This window comes from Methylobacterium sp. Leaf456 (assembly GCF_001425465.1).
Taxonomy (GTDB): domain Bacteria; phylum Pseudomonadota; class Alphaproteobacteria; order Rhizobiales; family Beijerinckiaceae; genus Methylobacterium.
Window position 1 is genome coordinate 329,888 of sequence record NZ_LMQV01000002.1, and the last position, 16,258, is coordinate 346,145.

Below are 16,258 nucleotides of genomic sequence, written 5' to 3' on the forward strand. Positions count from 1 at the left end.
CGGCGCTCACTCCGCCGCCTCCCGCCTCGGCCTCTCGCCGTAGACCCGCGTCGGCGCCGCAAAACCGCAGCCCGTGCCGTCGGTGACCTTCACGGTCTCCTCCCACGGCAGGCGGTACCGGCCCGCGGCGAGGTCGTGCATGTAGGTGTAGGGGCAGTCCCCGGCGCCGCCCTTCACCGCGGTATAGCCGCGGTGGCCGAGCTGGTAGATGTTGTTCTCGACGCCCCAATGCGCGCGGGCCTCGCGCACGAGGTCGGGCCGCACCTCCGCGGTGATGATCTCGTCGACGCGCCCCGTGGTGCCGTGGGCGATGACGGTGCCGTCGAAGTCGACGATCATGCCCTCGCCCATGGAGTCGAAGCTGCCGTCGGAGCCGCACAGGCAGACGTTGGCGGTCACCATCAGGTTGCAGAAGGCGTTCGACTGGTTGGTGAAGCGCCAGGATTCGCGGATCGGCGCGGTGTAGCCGGCGGTGCGGATCATGATCTCGGCGCCCTTGTAGGCGCATTCGCGTGCCATCTCGGGGAACATGCCGTCGTGGCAGATGATGAGGCCGAGCTTGGCCCCCTTCGGCCCCTCGATCACCGGGATGCCGAGATCGCCCGGCTCCCACGGCTCGACCGGCACCCAGGGGTGCATCTTGCGGTAATAAAGCTTCAGCTCCCCCGTATCGTCGATGATCAGGCCGGAATTGTACGGGTTGCCGTTGGGGTTGGCCTCCATGATCGAGAAGCAGCCCCAGATCCGGTGATCGCGGCAGGCCTGCTTGAAGGCCGCCACCTCCGGCCCGTCGAGGGAGACCATGATCTCCGGGTTGGTGTCCATTGACAGGCCGTGGAGCGCGTATTCGGGGAACACGACGAGGTCCATCGTGCCGAGATTGGCCCGCGCCTTCCCGACCATCGCGACGATGCGATCCGTCTGCGCCTTGAGGTCCGCAGGGGTGACGACCGTCGGCAACTGGAGCTGCACGAGGCCGATGACGACGCCGTTCGGGGATTTGTTCAGTCCGCCGAGACCGTTCATGTGATGTCCTTACTTGAGCGACAGTTCGCCCGGTGCGCCGGCCAGCGCCCGGTCGGGAGACGAGGTGGCGATCAGGAGCGCCAGGGTGAGCACGTAGGGGGCGGCGTAGAACAGGTAGTAGCCCTGGGAGATGCCGACCGATTGCAGCGCCGGCCCCAGCGCCCCGGCGCCGCCGAACAGCAGGGCGGCGCCGAAGCAGGCGAGCGGGTTCCAGCGGGCGAAGATGACGAGCGCCACCGCCATCAGGCCCTGGCCCGACGAGATGCCCTCGTTCCACGAGCCCGGATAGTAGAGCGACAGGTAGGCGCCGCCGATGCCGGCCAAGACGCCGCCCGCCGCGGTGGCGAGCCACCGCACCCGATCGACGTCGTAGCCCATGGCCCGCGCCGCATCCGCGCTGTCGCCGACCACGCGCACGATCAGCCCGGCCTTGGTGTTGCGAAAACCCCACCACAGGGCGACGCTGAGCGCGGCGCCGACGAGGAACAGCACGTTGACGCGGAGCGCCGCCTGCACCTGCGGCAGGTCGGACCAGAAGCCGAAGGGAATCGCGGGGAGCGGCGGGGCCGAGGGCTGGATGAACGGCTTGCCGAGGAAGAAGGCGAGCCCTGAGCCGAACAGCATCAGGGCGATGCCGACCGCCACGTCGTTGACCCGCGGAAAGCGGCAGATGAAGCCGTGCAGCAGGCCGAAGACGCCGCCCGCGAGGCCCGCCACCGCGACGCCCGCCCACGGGCTCTCGGTCATGACGGCAGTGGCGTAGGCCGCCATGGCGCCGAAGACGAGGGTGCCTTCGAGCCCCAGATTGATTCTTCCTGAGCGCTCGGTGAGGGTCTCGCCGAGGCTGACGAACAGGAACGGCGTCGAGACGCGGATGGCGCCCCCGATCACCGCGAGCAGGACGGTCCAGAGGCCGAGGTCGTCGCTCATGCAGCCGTCTCGCGCTTCTCGGCCCAGAGATGGGGGTTGAACGGCTTGAACCGGCCGTAGAGCGTCTCGCTCGTCAGGACGACGAGGAAGAGCAGCCCTTCGAGGACCAGCACGGTCGCGTCGGGCAGTTGCATCCGCCGCTGGATCAGGCCGCTCGACGCCTCGATGCCGCCGAGCAGAAACGCCACCGGCAGGATCGCCAGCGGGTTCTGGCGGGCGAGGAACGCGACGAGGATGCCGGTATAGCCGAAGCCCGCATTGAGCGAGGCGTTGGCGTTGCCGTGCACCGCCGTCACCTCGAAGAAGCCGGCGAGCGCGGCGCAGGCGCCGCCGAGCGCCGTGAAGCCGACGACGAGGCGCCCGACCGGCAACCCCTGGATCTGCGCCGCCCGTACGTTGCCGCCGGCGATGCGGGCGGCAAAGCCCAAAGTCGTGCGCTCGGTGAGGCCATAGGCGAGGAGGCAGGCGAGCACGCCGATGCCGAGACCCCAATGCACGTCGAGGCCCGGCAGCGGGCCGACCGCGAAGGCCTCGCCGATCGGCGGGGTCGAGGGCTTGTTGAGGCTCGCCGGGTCGCGCAGCACCGCCTCGATCATGTGGTTGGCCAGCGCGATGGCGATGTAGGACATCAGCAGGCTGGCGATGGTCTCGTTGACGCCGCGATAGGCCCGCAGCGCCCCGACGCCGCCGATCCAGGCGGCCCCAGCGAGCGCGGCGGCGAGCGCCATCAGCGGCACGGCGAGGAACGGCGGGGCGCCCTGAAGCGGGATCGCGGCGGCGGCGGCGGCGAGGCCGCCCAGCACGATCGCCCCCTCGCCGCCGATCACCACGAGCCCGAGCCGGGCCGGCAGCGCCACGCAGAGCGCGGCGAACAGCAGGGGGGCGGCCCGCTGCAGGCTGTTCTGGAGGGCGAACGGCGAGCCGAAGCCGCCGCGCCAGACGAGATCGAGGAAGGCGAGCGGGCTTTTTCCCAGCGCGAGCAGGAACAACGAGAACAGCAGGAAGCCGACGATCACCGCGCCGACCGGGATCGCCACCACCTCGGCCCGGCGCGCGAGCCACGCCCGGAGCTGAAGCCCGGCCGAGGCGTGGGGCTCGGCGAGCGGTAGTGCGGTGGTGTCAGCGCTGGTGGACATCGCGTGTCATCGTCGCATTCCTCACCATCGGGCGGGGCAGAAACCGTGCCACTCGTGGTCAATCGCTTCGGTCGGCCGCGCATCCCCTCGCCCCGCCGTGCGGGGAGAGGGCTGCGGCGACCTGGTCGTCGCCGAAGCGAGGCGGCAGCCGAAGGTGAGGGGGCTTGCCCGGACGAGCCTCACCCGTCGAAGCCCCCTCACCCCCGCTCCCGCTTGTCGCGACGACGACGAGGTCGTCGCGACCCTCTCCCCGCGTGCGGGAGAGGGGGGAACCGACGGCGTCCGAGGCGATCAGTCGGACAGGTGGTCAGGCCGAGCCCTTCACGCCCTCGACGAGGTAGTTGGTCTTCTCCAGCTCGGCCGCGTTCTCGGCGAGCGCCTTGCCGGAGCCGGCGATCTCGTTGCCCCGGTTGTCCTTGAGCGGGCCCTTGATGATGGCAAAGCCCCCCTTCATCATCTCGGCCTTGACCGCGTCGGCGTTCTTGCGCGCCTCCTCGGAGACCGCCGGTCCGTAGGGGCTCATCTTGACGAAGCCGTCGGGCAGACCGCCGCGCAAAAAATTGGGCGGGGCCTTGCCGGCCTGCATGTCGGCGACGAAGCCCTTGTAGATCGAGGCCCAGTTCCACTCGGCGCCGGTGAGGTATTTCCCCTTGGCCAGCGCCGACTGGTCGGCGTGGTAGCCGCAGACGAAGGCGCCGCGGCGCGCCGCGGTCTCGACCACGACCTTCGGGCTGTCGACGTGGCAGGTGATGACGTCGGCGCCGCCGTCGATCAGGGCGTTGGTGGCTTCCGCCTCCTTGACCGCGAGCGACCATTCGCCGGTGAAGATGACCTGCACGGTGATCGAGGGATCGACGCTGCGGGCGCCGAGCAGGAAGCCGTTGACGTTGTTGAGCACCTGCGGGATCGGTTTGGCCGCGACGAAGCCGAGCTTCTTCGACTTCGAGGCATGCGCCGCGACGATGCCGTTCAGGTACTGCCCCTGCGCGATGTAGCCGAAATACGAGCCGGCGTTCTTCGGGTTGGCCTCGGTCCAGAGCCCGCCGCAATGGCGGAACTGCACCTTGGGGTTCTTCTTGGCCTCGATCAGAACGTGGGGATCGAAATAACCGAACGAGGTTGGGAAGATCAGCCCGGCACCATCCAGGTTGATCATGCTCTCCATGGTCTTCTGGACATCGGTGGTCTCGCGGACGTTCTCCTCCTCGACCACCTGCACGCCGGGCAGCGCCTTCAGCGCGGCAGCCCCCTGGGCGTGGGCTTGGTTGTAGCCGTAATCGTCCTTCGGTCCGACATAGATGAAGCCGACCGTCAGCGGCCCCGCCGCCCGTGCGCGACCGAACGGCAGCGTGCCGAGCGAGAGCGCGGCCGCGCCGCCGAGAAGATGTCTGCGGGAGAAGGTTGGAGCTGCCACGCGTTCGGTTCCGTCTCGACGATGCCGGCGGAGCCGGTGCAAAAGTCGGACCCAATCCAGCCGGGCGACGCGCCGGAACATTTGGCGGGAAGAATTTTCTCACATCTGCACGAAAAATTGACAATGGCGGAGCCATCGCCCAGCGGCATGGCCAAAGCTTGCATAGTTTCGCGGCAGGCAGCTGCACCGTCGTGCCCGTACGACAACCAATCGATCTCTTCGAGGCCCGTTGGCTCCCCCCTCTCCCCGCCGGGCGGGGAGAGGCCTGCCTTCACCTTGTCGTGCAGGCAGGAAGCGGAGGCGAAGCCGAAGCGGCGGTGAGGGGGTATCTCAGGATACAGCGCAACCGCATGCGCCCCCTCACCTTCGGCTGCCGCCTCGCCGCGCCGACGACGAGGTCGTCGCGGCCCTCTCCCCGCGTGCGGGGCGAGGGAATGCACGCAAACGGCGGCGCCTCTCACCGGCTCGGCGTGAAAACCTGTCCGAGGGCGGCCGGGCCCGGCGAGCCGCCGCGGCGGCGGCCGAGGGAGAGCAGGACGAGGGCCAGGATGGTCGCGAGGTAGGGCATCGCCGAGAGCAGTTGCCCCGGCAGGCCGAGGCCGGCGGCCTGGGCGTGAAGCTGGAGCACGGTCGCCCCGCCGAACAGCAGGGCGCCGGCCGCGACCCGAAACGGGCGCCAGGAGGCGAAGACGACGAGCGCCAGGGCGATCCAGCCGCGCCCGGCGGTCATCGCGGGGGCCCAGAACGGCGTGTAGGCGAGCGACAGGTAGGCGCCGGCCAGCCCGGCGCAGGCGCCGCCGAACAGCACCGCGAGGAAGCGGACCTTGCGCACCTTCACGCCCAGCGCGTGGGTCGCGGTGTGGTCGTCGCCCACCGCGCGGAGCGTCAGGCCGGCGCGGGTGCGCCCCAGGAACCACCACACGGCGACGACCAGCACCAGGGCGGCGTAGACGAAGGCGTCCTGCCCGAAGAACAGATGCCCGATGCCGGGCAGGTCGGTGAGGCCGGGCAGCGCCAGATGCGGCGCCGGCTCGCGCTTCATCCCGACATAGGAGGCGCCGACAAGCCCCGAGAGCCCGAGCCCGAGGATGGTCAGCGCCAGCCCCGAGGCGACCTGATTGGCGGCCAACCCCACCGTCAGCACCCCGAACAGGGCGGCCAGCAGGACGCCCGCGCCCGCGCCGCCCAGCGCCCCGAGCCCGGTCGAGCCGGTCTGCATCGCCACCGCGAAGCCCGCGGCGGCGCCCAGCACCATCATGCCCTCGACGCCGAGATTGAGCACGCCTGCGCGCTCGGTGACGAGTTCGCCGATGCCGGCGAGGATCAGCGGGGTCGCCGCCGTCAGCACGGTGACGAGCACCATCTGGACGATGTCGAGGGTCATCAAACCTCCGGGCGCGCGGCCTGGCCGCCCGGCACCAGCCGGACATGGCAGCGGGCGATCACGTCGGCGCCGAGCACGAGGCCGAGCAGCAGGCCCTGGAAGGCGCGGGTCAGGTCGAGGGGCAGCTTGAGGTCGATCTGCGCGTTCTCGCCGCCGATGGTGGTGAGCGCGATGACGAAGGCCGCGATCAGGATGCCCGGCGGCGACAGGCGCCCGAGGAAGGCGACGATGATCGCGGTGAAGCCGTAGCCCGGCGAGATCTCGGGCTGGAGCTGGCCGATGCGGCCGGCCACTTCGAGGATGCCGGCGAGCCCCGCCGCGCCGCCGGAGATCGCGAAGACGGCCAGCGTCAGCCGTGCCTGCGAGAACCCGGCGAAGCGCGCCGCACGCGGGCTCGTGCCGACGAGCCGCACCTCGAAGCCGAACAGGGTGCGGGCCAGAACCAGAGCCGCGAGCGCGAGGGCGAGCGCGGCGACCAGCACGCCCGCATGCAGCGACTCGCCCTCCATGAGATAGGGGAGCCGGGCGAAGGAATCGAAGCCGACGCTCTGGGGAAAGTTGTAGCCCTTCGGGTCGCGCAGGGGGCCGCGGACCATGTAGTCGAGCAGCAACTGCGCGACGTAGACCAGCATCAGGCTCGTCAGGATTTCCGAGACGCCGAGGCGCACCTTCAAGAGCGCCGGGATCATCGCGTAGGCAAGCCCGGCGAGCGTGCCGGCCACGAGCATCGCGGGCAGCACCCAGAGGCTGAAGCCCTCCATCCCGTGGGCCGCGATGGCGACGATCCCGCCCGCGAGGCCGCCGACGACGTACTGCCCTTCCGCGCCGATGTTCCACAGGCCGGCGCGGTAGCAGAAGGCGAGGCCGGTCGCGATCAGCGCCAGCGGCGCGGCCTTCAGGGCGACCTCCTGGATCGACCACACCTCGCTCAACGGGGCGACGAAGTAGGTGAGGAAGGCTTGCGAAGGCGCGACGCCCAGCGCCGAGACGGCGATCCCGCCGATCAGCACCGCAAGCGCGAAGGCCAGCACGGGGGTGAGCGCGTCGAGCCAGGGCGAGCGGCGGGCGCGGGGAATCAGATCAAGACGCATGCGCCAGCGCCTCCGAGCGGCTCTGCGGGGCCGGGATGGCATCGCTCGCGCCGCCCATCAGCAGGCCGATGGCGGCGCGGTTCGTCCGCCCGGTCGGCACCGGCGGCGAGAGGGTGCCGTCGTGTAGGACGGAGATCGAATCGGCGATCTCGAATAACTCGTCGAGATCCTGGCTGATGACGAGGATGGCGGCGCCGCGGGCGGCGAGATCGATCACGGCTTGGCGCAACTGCGCGGCCGCCGCCGCATCGACGCCCCAGGTCGGCTGGTTGATGACGAGGATGCCGGGCTCGGCCAGGATTTCCCGCCCGACCACGAACTTCTGGAGGTTGCCGCCCGAGAGCGTGCCTGCAGCCGGATCGGGCCCGGCCTTGCGCACTTCGAAGGTCTCGATCACCCGCCGCGCCAGTTCCTGCGCCGCGCCGAGGCGCAGCAGGCCGAACCGGGCGAGCGGCGCGGTGGCGTGGCGCGCCAGCAGCGCGTTCTCCGACAGGCGCATCGACGGGGCGGCGGCGTGGCCGTTGCGCTCCTCCGGCACGAAGGCCGCGCCGAGACGGCGGCGGGCGTTGATGCCGCGCCGGCCCACCGCCGCACCGTCGATCCGCAACGCGTCCGGCCGCGGCGCCAGGGTCTCGCCGGACAGCGCGGCGAACAGTTCCGCCTGCCCGTTGCCGGCAATGCCGGCGATGCCGAGGATTTCGCCGCCCGCCACAGACAGCGAGATGGCGCGGAGCGGCGTGGCGTGCAGGCCCGGCGCGGGCAGGTCGAGCTTTTCCAAGCGCAGGCGCTCGCGGCCCCCCGCGGGCGCGGTTTTGGGCGTCACGGCGCGCACCTGCGTGCCGACCATCATCGCGGCGAGCGAGCGGGCGGTCTCGTCCTGCGGATTGCAGGCACCGACGACGCGGCCCGCCCGCAGGATCGTGGCGCGGGTGCAGAGCCGGCGCACCTCGTCGAGGCGGTGCGAGATGTAGAGCAGCGCCCGACCCTCGTCGCGCAGTCGCTCCAGCACCGCGAACAGCCCCTCCGCCTCGCCCGGCGTCAGCACCGAGGTCGGCTCGTCGAGGATGATCAGCTTCGGGTCCTGCAAGAGGCAGCGCACGATCTCGATGCGCTGGCGCTCGCCCGCCGAGAGCGACCAGACCGGCCGCTCGGGATCGAGATGCAGGCCGTATTCGCGCCCGAGCCGGGCGATCCGCTCCCGCAACGCCCGCCCATTCAGGGACTTGGGCATCACCAGCGCGATGTTCTCGGCCACCGTCAGGTTCTCGCACAGCGAGAAGTGCTGGAACACCATGCCGATGCCGAGCGCGCGGGCGGCCTCGGGGCTGCCGAGCCGCACGATGTCGCCGCGATGCGTGACGACGCCCTCGCTCGGCTCCAGCAGGCCGTAGAGGATCTTCATCAGGGTCGACTTGCCCGCGCCGTTCTCGCCGAGCAGCGCGTGGATCTCGCCGGCCCTGATCTCCAGATCGACGCCGTCATTGGCCGTGAAGGCGCCGAAGCGCTTGACGATGCCGTAGGCGGCAAAGAGCGGCGTCGGCCCCGATGCGCTCACCGTCAGAACACGTGCACGGAGATGCCGGCGAGGAACGACTTCTCTTCCGCGCCCGGACCGGCGCCGCCCTGCGCGAAGCCGATATCCTTGTCGACGCCGAACTTGTTGCGCCAGTACTGGAAGCCCACGAAGGCATCGAGCTTGCCCGGCTGGTTCCAGACCAGTTTGCCCACGTCGAGCACGAGGTTGGTGCGGGACAGGAACTCGACGTTGGTCGGCGCCGTGCCGGGGATGCCGCCGTTGCCCTTCGGCAGGACGATGTTGTTGAAGCCCGCGAGCTTCAGCGGAAAGCCGCCGAGGAATCCATCGAGCGGGAAGCTGTAGACGATCTCGAACTCGGGGACGGTGTTGAACTCGACGCTGCGGAACGGCTCGGGCACGAATCCGTTGCGGTTCCACTCCTTGTAGGCGTGCACCGCCACGTTGAGGAAGCCGGCCGGCACGTCGATGGCGAAGGAGAGGCCGCCGACCACGTCGCGCTTCATCGGCCCGAACACGGTGTTCTTGGCGTTCATGTCGAAGCCGAACGACAGCGACACGTCCTTGATCAGGCCGGGATAGGCGAAGAACGTCGCCCCCGTCAGCTTGGTGAGGCTGAGCGTGCCGCGATACAGGCCGTAGGCCTCCGTCGCCCCGTAATCGTAGACGACGTTCGCGCCGCCCGGGCCGTTCGAGGTCCCGGCCGGGTCCTGGCTGCCCGACTTCAGGATGTCGAGCGAGAAGAAGTTGGTGCCGTATTCCCAGGCATCGGCGTGCGAGATGTTGAGGATGTGCTTGGGAATGTCGCGCCCGGCGAGCGGGTCGGCGCTCTTGGTGCTCGGGACGCCCGGCTCCGAAGCCGGGAACGAGTAGCGGTAGCTGACCTGCGTGTCGGCGAAGAGGAAGAACGACACCGGCTTGACCGGCGCGGCCTCGACCGGCGCGACGCCCTTGCGCACCTTCTCCATCGCCGGGTCGGCCGCCGCCGCCTGTCCGACCAGGGCGAGCGACAGTGCCGCCGCCAAACCCGCCGTGAGCCCCCGAGCCGCCATGGCCGTCCCCTTTAGTTCTTCGCAATCCCGTGTGTGGCGGGCAGCAACCGATATGCCAGGGCAAGCTTGCGCCGCGATGGCGGCCCCGCGCGTCACATAAAGGCAACATTTTCCGGTCCCGAGCCGGTCGAGCCGACGGGGCAAGTCGGTCGTGACCATGGCGCGGGTAGGATTGATCAGATCACGGCCGGGCCGCGCAGCCGAACATCGGGCCTGATCTCGGACTCTATTTCTGCCCAATCGGCGCGCATCTGCATCATTGTCCGGCGAAGCCATACCGGCGGCTCGCGTGCCGCGTCGTCGGGCGGGGTGGGCACGCGTCTTGCGGCCGGCGGACGATGATGACTTCGATCCGCCCCGCCCGGATCGCGGCCCGCGAGACCCAACCGATGCCCGTCCTCGAAGCCGAACCGTCGCCCCTGCCGATCGATCTCGCGACGGCGGCGCTGATCGTCATCGACATGCAGCGCGACTTCCTCGAACCCGGCGGCTTCGGCGAGAGCCTCGGCAACGACGTGTCGCTGCTCGCCGCCGCGGTGCCGCCGACGCGGGCGCTGCTCGCCGCCGCGCGGGCGGCGGGCCTCCTCGTGGTGCACACGCGGGAGGGCCACGCCCCCGACCTCTCCGACGCGCCGCCGGCCAAGCGCGAGCGCGGCGCGCCGAGCCTGCGGATCGGCGAGCCGGGGCCGATGGGCCGCATCCTGATCCGCGGCGAGCCCGGCCACGACATCGTCGCCGAGCTTGCGCCCCAGCCGGGCGAGCCGGTGATCGACAAGCCGGGCAAGGGCGCGTTCTACGCCACCGGTCTCGGCGCCCTGCTGGAAGAGCGGGCCATCGCCACGTTGATCGTCTGCGGCGTCACCACGGAAGTCTGCGTCCACACCACCGTGCGCGAGGCCAACGACCGCGGCTATCGCTGCGTCGTCGTCTCGGATGCCTGCGCCTCGTACATCCCGGCCTTCCACGAGGCCGGGCTCGCCATGATCAAGGCCCAGGGCGGCATCTTCGGCTGGGTCGCCGAGTCCGCCGCCGTCACCGCCGCGCTCCGATGACGGCAGAGGCAGGGGGCCAGAACCGCATGTGCGACGAATCCACCCCGCCGGCCTTCGATCCGGAGGCCTATGCGGGCGCCGTGGCCGGCGCCCTCGGGATCGCGCTCGATCCGGCCTGGATCGCGCCGGTCGCGGCCAACCTGCGGGTGCTGCACGCCGCGGCCGCGACCGTCGGCGCCTTCCCGCTGCCCGACGAGGCCGAGGCCGCGCCGGTGTTCACGGCGTGAGCGCGGTGACGGACTGGAGCACCGCCCCGGCCGCGGACATCGCCGCGGCGTTCGCCGCCGGCGCGGTCACCGCCCACGCCGTCACAGAAGCCGCGCTGGCGCGGATCGCCTGCCTCGACGGGCGCGTGAACGCCTTCACCGACGTGGTGGCCGAGCGCGCGCTCGGCCGCGCCGGGGCGCTCGATGCCGCCCGCGCCCGCGGCGAGGCGCCGGGCCCGCTCGCGGGGGTGCCGTTCGCGGCCAAGAACCTGTTCGACATCGCCGGCCTGCCGACGCGCGCAGGCGCGCGGATCAATCGGGCACATCCGCCCGCGACCCGCGACGCCGCGCTGATCGCGCGCCTGGAGGCGGCGGGCGCCGTGCTCGTCGGCGCGCTCAACATGGGCGAGTACGCCTACGACTTCACCGGCGAGAACGTTCATGACGGCAACACGCTGAACCCGCACGACCTCGGGCACATGTCCGGCGGCTCGTCGGGCGGCTCGGGCGGGGCGATCGCCGCCGGCCTCGTGCCGCTGGCGCTCGCCTCCGACACCAACGGCTCGATCCGGGTCCCTTCCGCCTTCTGCGGCTGCTTCGGGCTGAAACCCACCTACGGGCGGCTCAGCCGCGCCGGCACCTTCCCCTTCGTCGGCAGCCTCGACCATCTCGGGCCGATGGCGCGCACGACCCTCGACCTCGCGCTCGCCTACGACGCCCTACAGGGCCCGGACGCCGCCGACCCCGTCGCCACCACACGCCCGCCCGAACCCGTCACGCCGCATCTGACTGAGGGTGCGGCCGGCCTGCGGATCGCCGTGGCGGGCGGCTATTTTGCGCGGGGCGGGGAGGCCGACGCCTTCGAGGCGGTCGCCCATTGCGCCCGCGCGCTCGGCATCACCCGTACGGTCGAGATCCCGGAAGCCGCGCGCGCCCGCGCGGCGGCCTACCTGATCACCGCCGCCGAGGGGGCCGCGCTCCATCTCGACCGCCTGCGGACGCGGGCGCGGGACTTCGATCCGGCGGTGCGCGACCGGCTGATCGCGGGCGCGATGCTGCCCGCCCCCTTCGTCGAGCGGGCGCAGCGCTTCCGCCGCTGGTACCGCACGGCCGTGCTCGCCCTGTTCGAGACGGTGGACGTGATCCTCGCCCCCTCGACGCCGTGCCGGGCGCCGCGCTCGGGGCAGGCGACCTTCGTGCTCGACGGCGTGGAGTTGCCGGTGCGCCCGAATATCGGCCTGTTCACGCAGCCGATCTCGTTCGTCGGCCTGCCGGTCGCCGCGGTGCCGGTCCGGCTCGATGGCGGATTGCCGCTCGGCGTGCAGGTCATCGCCGCGCCCTGGCGCGAGGACCTTGCCCTGCGGGTGGCGCATCATCTCGAACGCGAGGGGTTTTCGCGCGCGCCCGTCGCCGCGCTGGAGCAGGCCTGATGGTGATCGACGATCCCGCGGTGAAGGCCGAGGTCGAGGCGGTGTTCGCGCACTACGAGGCCGCCCTCGTCGGCAACGACGTGGCGGTGCTGGAAGCCCTGTTCCACGACGATCCCCGCACGATCCGCTACGGCGCGGCCGAGAACCTCTACGGCATGGACGCGATCCGCGCCTTTCGCCGCTTGCGCGCACCAACGGGTCTCGCCCGCTCTCTGAGTGATACCGTCATTACCACCTACGGACGAGACATCGCCGTGGCGATGACCCTGTTCACGCGGGATGACGCGCTTGGCCGGATCGGGCGCCAGAGCCAGACTTGGCTGCGCTTCGCCGACGGTTGGAAGGTGGTGGCCGCCCATGTGAGCGTGATCGACCGGCCGATTTGAAGGTGCTGCACGCTCGCCGCAAAAGCCCGACCGCCGAGGTCGTGTGGCTCGGTGCGCTTCTCAAGCCTGCGGAGAACAGTAGATCCGATCCATCACCGACGACCATCTGTGGGGGTTAGCGGATGACGATGGCATCGCCTGCCTTCGTGGCACCTCCAACGGGCAGGAATTCGATCTCGCATTTCATCGGCATTTCCCATCGCCGGCCACTTTCCCGTGGGCATCGTCGCCCGCGAAGATGAGGCACGCGTTTGGGCTCCGAAGGGCCAGGGAAACGGCGCGCCGGGCATGCCGATGCGGACGAGCCGAAATGGAAGCGGGCCGGACCTTGAGGTCACGGCCCGCTCTTTTTGCCGTGGTGGGCTAGTTCGATCCGATCCAGAATGTGCGACCGATTTCGCGGTTTCGGACGGTAGGGACCAAACTTGCCTATGGCGAAGGGTTCAATCTCCCCTCTTTTTGGGATCAAACTTGTAAGGCGACCCATAGTATTACACGAAGCCCCCTGTAAGTGCCTGTTTTTGCTTGGGTTGGCCTAGGAATGCGACCCATACTCGGAGCAGTTCCGAACCATAGTATCGACCTGGACGACGCAAAGTAGCGTCCCACGTAGCAGCCCTGGAGGAGGTCACGACAACAAAAAGCCCCGGTCAGGGCCGGGGTTCAGTGTTGCAATAATACATACGCTTCGTTTTACTCTACGATCTCCCGAAGATAGAAAGCCGCTCCTACGCGGCTTTTCTCGATCGCGGGTGGAACGCCGGTGAGAGCTTCTACCAGCGCCCCCGGCCATACTCCCCTGGTCTTCGCCAACTCGGACAGCGAGACGTACTTCGCACGAAACGTATCGAGGTCCGCGTGGCTGATGAGGTCGACGGGACAGCGATTGATCGGGTTGATGACTGTCCGACGGGGCAGGAACCCTTCCCGGATCAGGCCTGTCACGACCGCTGTCGACGTCTTCAGGATCTTCTCGACGGCGCGTGCGGTCATACCCTCGTACGCGGGGCCGTGGACGTGCCGCTTGATCTCCGGCAGGTCGACGAGGACCGAGAGATAACCGTCGACGCCCGCCTGACGGCCGATCCAGGTGAGTTTTCGATCGAGGATCAACCGTGTGATCTCGGCGATGGAACAGTTGGCGCGCTTCGCGGCGAAGGGGATAGGGTAGGCTTGGTCCCGCGTGCCCGTGACGGCTTCGGCTCCGTCGAGCAGGCGCGCGAGAAGGGCGTCGAGATCGGCGGTGGCATAGCTCGCCCTGCGCCGACCACGTCCGCCCGTGTGAACGGCGAGCGGGGTGACGAAGCCCTGGGCGGTTAGGATCTGTGCCGGGACACGGCCGGCGTTGAGGTACGTCGCGACTTCCTTAAGCGGGATGCAGGTCTCATCGTTCACCAGGAAGCTGCGGGCACGCTCTGCATCGAAGGTCACGAGGTGATCGGCGAAGCGCTGATGGTCCTCGCCGATCAGGGCGGCAGCCGCGAGAACTTTCCGCAGCCGCTTGGGATGACGACCGTACTCGCGCGACGCGGTGTAGATCGAGTGCAGCACCCGTTTCTCGACGGGTTGGCCCAAGACATCGTCGCCCGGTCCGACCGGTACCGTCTCGACGATGAACCGGCGAAGGATACCGCGGACAGCGTCGAAGGCCGCACCTTCCTGGTCGTGGGCCAGCCACTCGTACAGGAGGCCGAAGGCGGCATGGGGTCCCTCGCCCCCGCGTCCACCGAACGGATGGGCTCGCCATACCTCTTCGAAGAGCGCACGGATGCCCTCCTCGCCTCCGCGGGCGAAGCAGTAGCCGGCATCGCCGGCGTCATGCCACTCTTCCTCCGTCAGCGACCTGAGCTTCGCCGCAGGTCCCCGGGTTGCGAGCAGACCCAGCATCTCGCAGGTCGTGATCGCGGCGTGCAGGTCCAACCCGTCGAGCAACGTCCCCCCTCGCGCGGTCGCTTCGAGCCGATCGCGGACGTAGGCCTCGAGGGCTGACGGCGTCCGTGGAACGGCCGCGTCGGCGAGCCGTGCGATCTCGGCCTCGCGCCCCCGCATGTGCAAGGCGAAGTCGTGCAGCGCGTGAGGACCGTCGAGCTCTTCGCGGCCGATCTCGACGAGCGCGCAAGCGTGCACCGGGCATGCCCGGAAGACGCGCAACAGCCACTCCGTGCGGCCGTAGGGGGCGGGCTCGTCGCATCCTGCGGCTGCCTCGATGTCGGCCCGCAGGCAGGCAGGGCATGCGTGGATTCGAGCGCGCCTGACCGAACGTCTGGCGAGGCTCTCGCCGCGCAGGCGGAAGTCTATGCCGTCGCGCCGGAGCGAGGCTTGTTCGAGAGCCTTGACGGGTATGTCCGTTAGGATCGCGAGCTTCGCGAGCGCCGTAGGCTCGCCGTCGACGCAGGCCTGGAAGGTCATGCCCATATCGAGGCAGAAGTCGCGTGCGGACCGAACGCCATTGCGCTCGGCCAGCCGCGCGGTGAAGCTCGACACCGACTCGCCGGGGGCGAGACGGCAGCGCAGGGCAAGGACGGGGCTCATCGACCGTTCCCTCCCGACGTCTTGCGCGAGCGCCGGCGACGAGGTTGCGTCGGCCCGTCCGGCGGCGTGGGCTTCGGAGCCGTCGTGCCGGTCCAGTCGCGGCTGACGAACGGGTTCTCGTCGTCGGCATTGCCGGAACGCCTCCCGAAGGCCTTAGCGAAGTGGTGGATGGCGAGGACGCCGGGTGTGGCTGCGTCGCGCGACCCGTGGAGGGCGATCTCGTCGTCGGCCTCATCGGATTCGAGGTAGGCTGGCACGAGCGCCATCTCGATGGCGTCCTGGGTAACCTCGACCGCGACGCCGAGGCGACCGCCGGCGGCGTGGATGAGGCGCGGCGCGATCTCGTCGTCACCCTGGGCGGTGAGCCCTGCGACCTTCGCCAGGCCCGTGATCATGGCGGCGATATCCTCATTGTCGTCCGGCATCCGCAAATGCTTCATCTGCAGGAAGGTCGCTCGCCGCTTCAGCTGCTCGTCACCTCGGATGAAGTCGGCGACGGCGGGCAAGCCACAGACGATGATCGACGACCGCCATTCGAGGTTGATCATCAGGTCCTTGATGGTGTTGGCGACCTTAACCTGCTCGGCGGCGTTCACGGTCTGGGTGATGTGCTGCATCTCGTCGAAGATGAGCAGTATCTTCTTCCGGTCCTTCAAGCGGAACCGTGTGCGCTCCCAGACGAGGTGCTCCTTGATATCCCTCTCCAGGGGATAGCCGACTGTGCTCACTGTATCGCGGCCGAGCTGCTTGAGCGTGCAGGGCGAGGTGACGGTCACGGACACGAGGAGCCCATCGGGACCGTCGAGGTCGTACCCCTGCAGCAGCGGGTGACGGCGGATCACCCGCGTCAACGTCTTGGTCTTCCCGGCCCCGCTCGGTCCCGTCAGGACTAGCAGGCGTCCCTCGGGCCGGTTCTCGTTGGTGCTCCCAATGGTCAGGTTGGCGCGGAAGGCGTGGTTGACGAGGAGGCGCGCGATCGCCTCCCCGAGCTCCCTATCGATCTTCGAGGCGACGTACTTACTCCTGACTTTCTCCATGACGATCCGCAAATCATGTGAATTGCTCACGGCGTGCTCCTATTTGGT

14 protein-coding genes are annotated in these 16,258 nt (G+C 69.7%); 4 read left to right on the forward strand and 10 right to left on the reverse strand.

Going from position 1 to position 16,258, the window contains the following annotated elements:
* Positions 1 to 6: 6 nt before the first annotated feature.
* The 8 genes from ASG52_RS03715 to ASG52_RS03750 all read right to left on the reverse strand — a co-directional run bounded on the left by ASG52_RS03715 (position 7) and on the right by ASG52_RS03750 (position 9,567).
* The gene (locus ASG52_RS03715; protein ID WP_056239157.1) at positions 7 to 1,026 is read right to left on the reverse strand and encodes a formamidase; all 1,020 of its coding nucleotides are present in this window, start codon (positions 1,024 to 1,026) and stop codon (positions 7 to 9) included.
* Positions 1,027 to 1,035: 9 nt separating this feature from the next.
* Positions 1,036 to 1,956 carry an ABC transporter permease gene (locus ASG52_RS03720; RefSeq protein ID WP_056239161.1) on the reverse strand — a complete coding sequence of 307 codons (921 nt, stop codon included), beginning with the start codon at positions 1,954 to 1,956 and terminating at the stop codon, positions 1,036 to 1,038.
* Positions 1,953 to 3,092, reverse strand: a complete 1,140-nt coding sequence (locus ASG52_RS03725) for an ABC transporter permease (RefSeq protein ID WP_056239164.1) — start codon at positions 3,090 to 3,092, stop codon at positions 1,953 to 1,955. The genes ASG52_RS03720 and ASG52_RS03725 overlap by 4 nt, the downstream gene beginning before the upstream one ends.
* Positions 3,093 to 3,399: 307 nt before the next feature.
* A complete protein-coding gene (locus tag ASG52_RS03730; protein ID WP_056239167.1) occupies positions 3,400 to 4,506 on the reverse strand; it encodes a BMP family ABC transporter substrate-binding protein in 1,107 nt (368 codons plus the stop codon).
* Between the two features lie 457 nt (positions 4,507 to 4,963).
* A complete protein-coding gene (locus ASG52_RS03735; RefSeq protein ID WP_056239171.1) occupies positions 4,964 to 5,890 on the reverse strand; it encodes an ABC transporter permease in 927 nt (308 codons plus the stop codon).
* Positions 5,890 to 6,981 carry an ABC transporter permease gene (locus tag ASG52_RS03740; RefSeq protein ID WP_056239174.1) on the reverse strand — a complete coding sequence of 364 codons (1,092 nt, stop codon included), beginning with the start codon at positions 6,979 to 6,981 and terminating at the stop codon, positions 5,890 to 5,892. Before ASG52_RS03740 ends, ASG52_RS03735 begins: the two co-directional genes overlap by 1 nt.
* Positions 6,971 to 8,536 (reverse strand): ABC transporter ATP-binding protein, encoded by a 1,566-nt coding sequence (locus ASG52_RS03745; RefSeq protein ID WP_286158928.1) that lies wholly within the window; start codon positions 8,534 to 8,536, stop codon positions 6,971 to 6,973. The genes ASG52_RS03740 and ASG52_RS03745 overlap by 11 nt, the downstream gene beginning before the upstream one ends.
* Positions 8,537 to 8,538: 2 nt before the next feature.
* Positions 8,539 to 9,567, reverse strand: a complete 1,029-nt coding sequence (locus tag ASG52_RS03750) for a hypothetical protein (RefSeq protein ID WP_056239177.1) — start codon at positions 9,565 to 9,567, stop codon at positions 8,539 to 8,541.
* 389 nt (positions 9,568 to 9,956) lie between these two features.
* On the opposite strand from ASG52_RS03750, the gene ASG52_RS03755 reads away from it, so the two are divergent.
* From ASG52_RS03755 to hpxZ, 4 genes are read left to right on the forward strand one after another with little or no spacing between them, the layout of a single operon-like run.
* The gene (locus ASG52_RS03755; protein ID WP_056239520.1) at positions 9,957 to 10,619 is read left to right on the forward strand and encodes a cysteine hydrolase family protein; all 663 of its coding nucleotides are present in this window, start codon (positions 9,957 to 9,959) and stop codon (positions 10,617 to 10,619) included.
* Positions 10,620 to 10,645: 26 nt separating this feature from the next.
* Positions 10,646 to 10,846, forward strand: a complete 201-nt coding sequence (locus ASG52_RS03760; RefSeq protein ID WP_056239180.1) for a DUF4089 domain-containing protein — start codon at positions 10,646 to 10,648, stop codon at positions 10,844 to 10,846.
* Positions 10,843 to 12,255 (forward strand): AtzE family amidohydrolase, encoded by a 1,413-nt coding sequence (locus tag ASG52_RS03765; protein ID WP_056239181.1) that lies wholly within the window; start codon positions 10,843 to 10,845, stop codon positions 12,253 to 12,255. The genes ASG52_RS03760 and ASG52_RS03765 overlap by 4 nt, the downstream gene beginning before the upstream one ends.
* Positions 12,255 to 12,641: an oxalurate catabolism protein HpxZ gene (gene hpxZ, locus ASG52_RS03770; protein ID WP_056239182.1), complete on the forward strand. Its 387-nt coding sequence runs from the start codon at positions 12,255 to 12,257 to the stop codon at positions 12,639 to 12,641. The genes ASG52_RS03765 and hpxZ overlap by 1 nt, the downstream gene beginning before the upstream one ends.
* A gap of 693 nt (positions 12,642 to 13,334) precedes the next feature.
* Here hpxZ and ASG52_RS03775 read toward each other — a convergent pair.
* Together ASG52_RS03775 and ASG52_RS03780 are read right to left on the reverse strand one after the other, a co-directional pair.
* Positions 13,335 to 15,173, reverse strand: coding sequence for a TniQ family protein (locus tag ASG52_RS03775; RefSeq protein ID WP_056239183.1), 1,839 nt, complete (start codon positions 15,171 to 15,173; stop codon positions 13,335 to 13,337).
* Positions 15,170 to 16,210, reverse strand: coding sequence for a TniB family NTP-binding protein (locus ASG52_RS03780; RefSeq protein ID WP_056239185.1), 1,041 nt, complete (start codon positions 16,208 to 16,210; stop codon positions 15,170 to 15,172). The genes ASG52_RS03775 and ASG52_RS03780 overlap by 4 nt, the downstream gene beginning before the upstream one ends.
* Between the last annotated feature and the right edge of the window lie 48 nt (positions 16,211 to 16,258).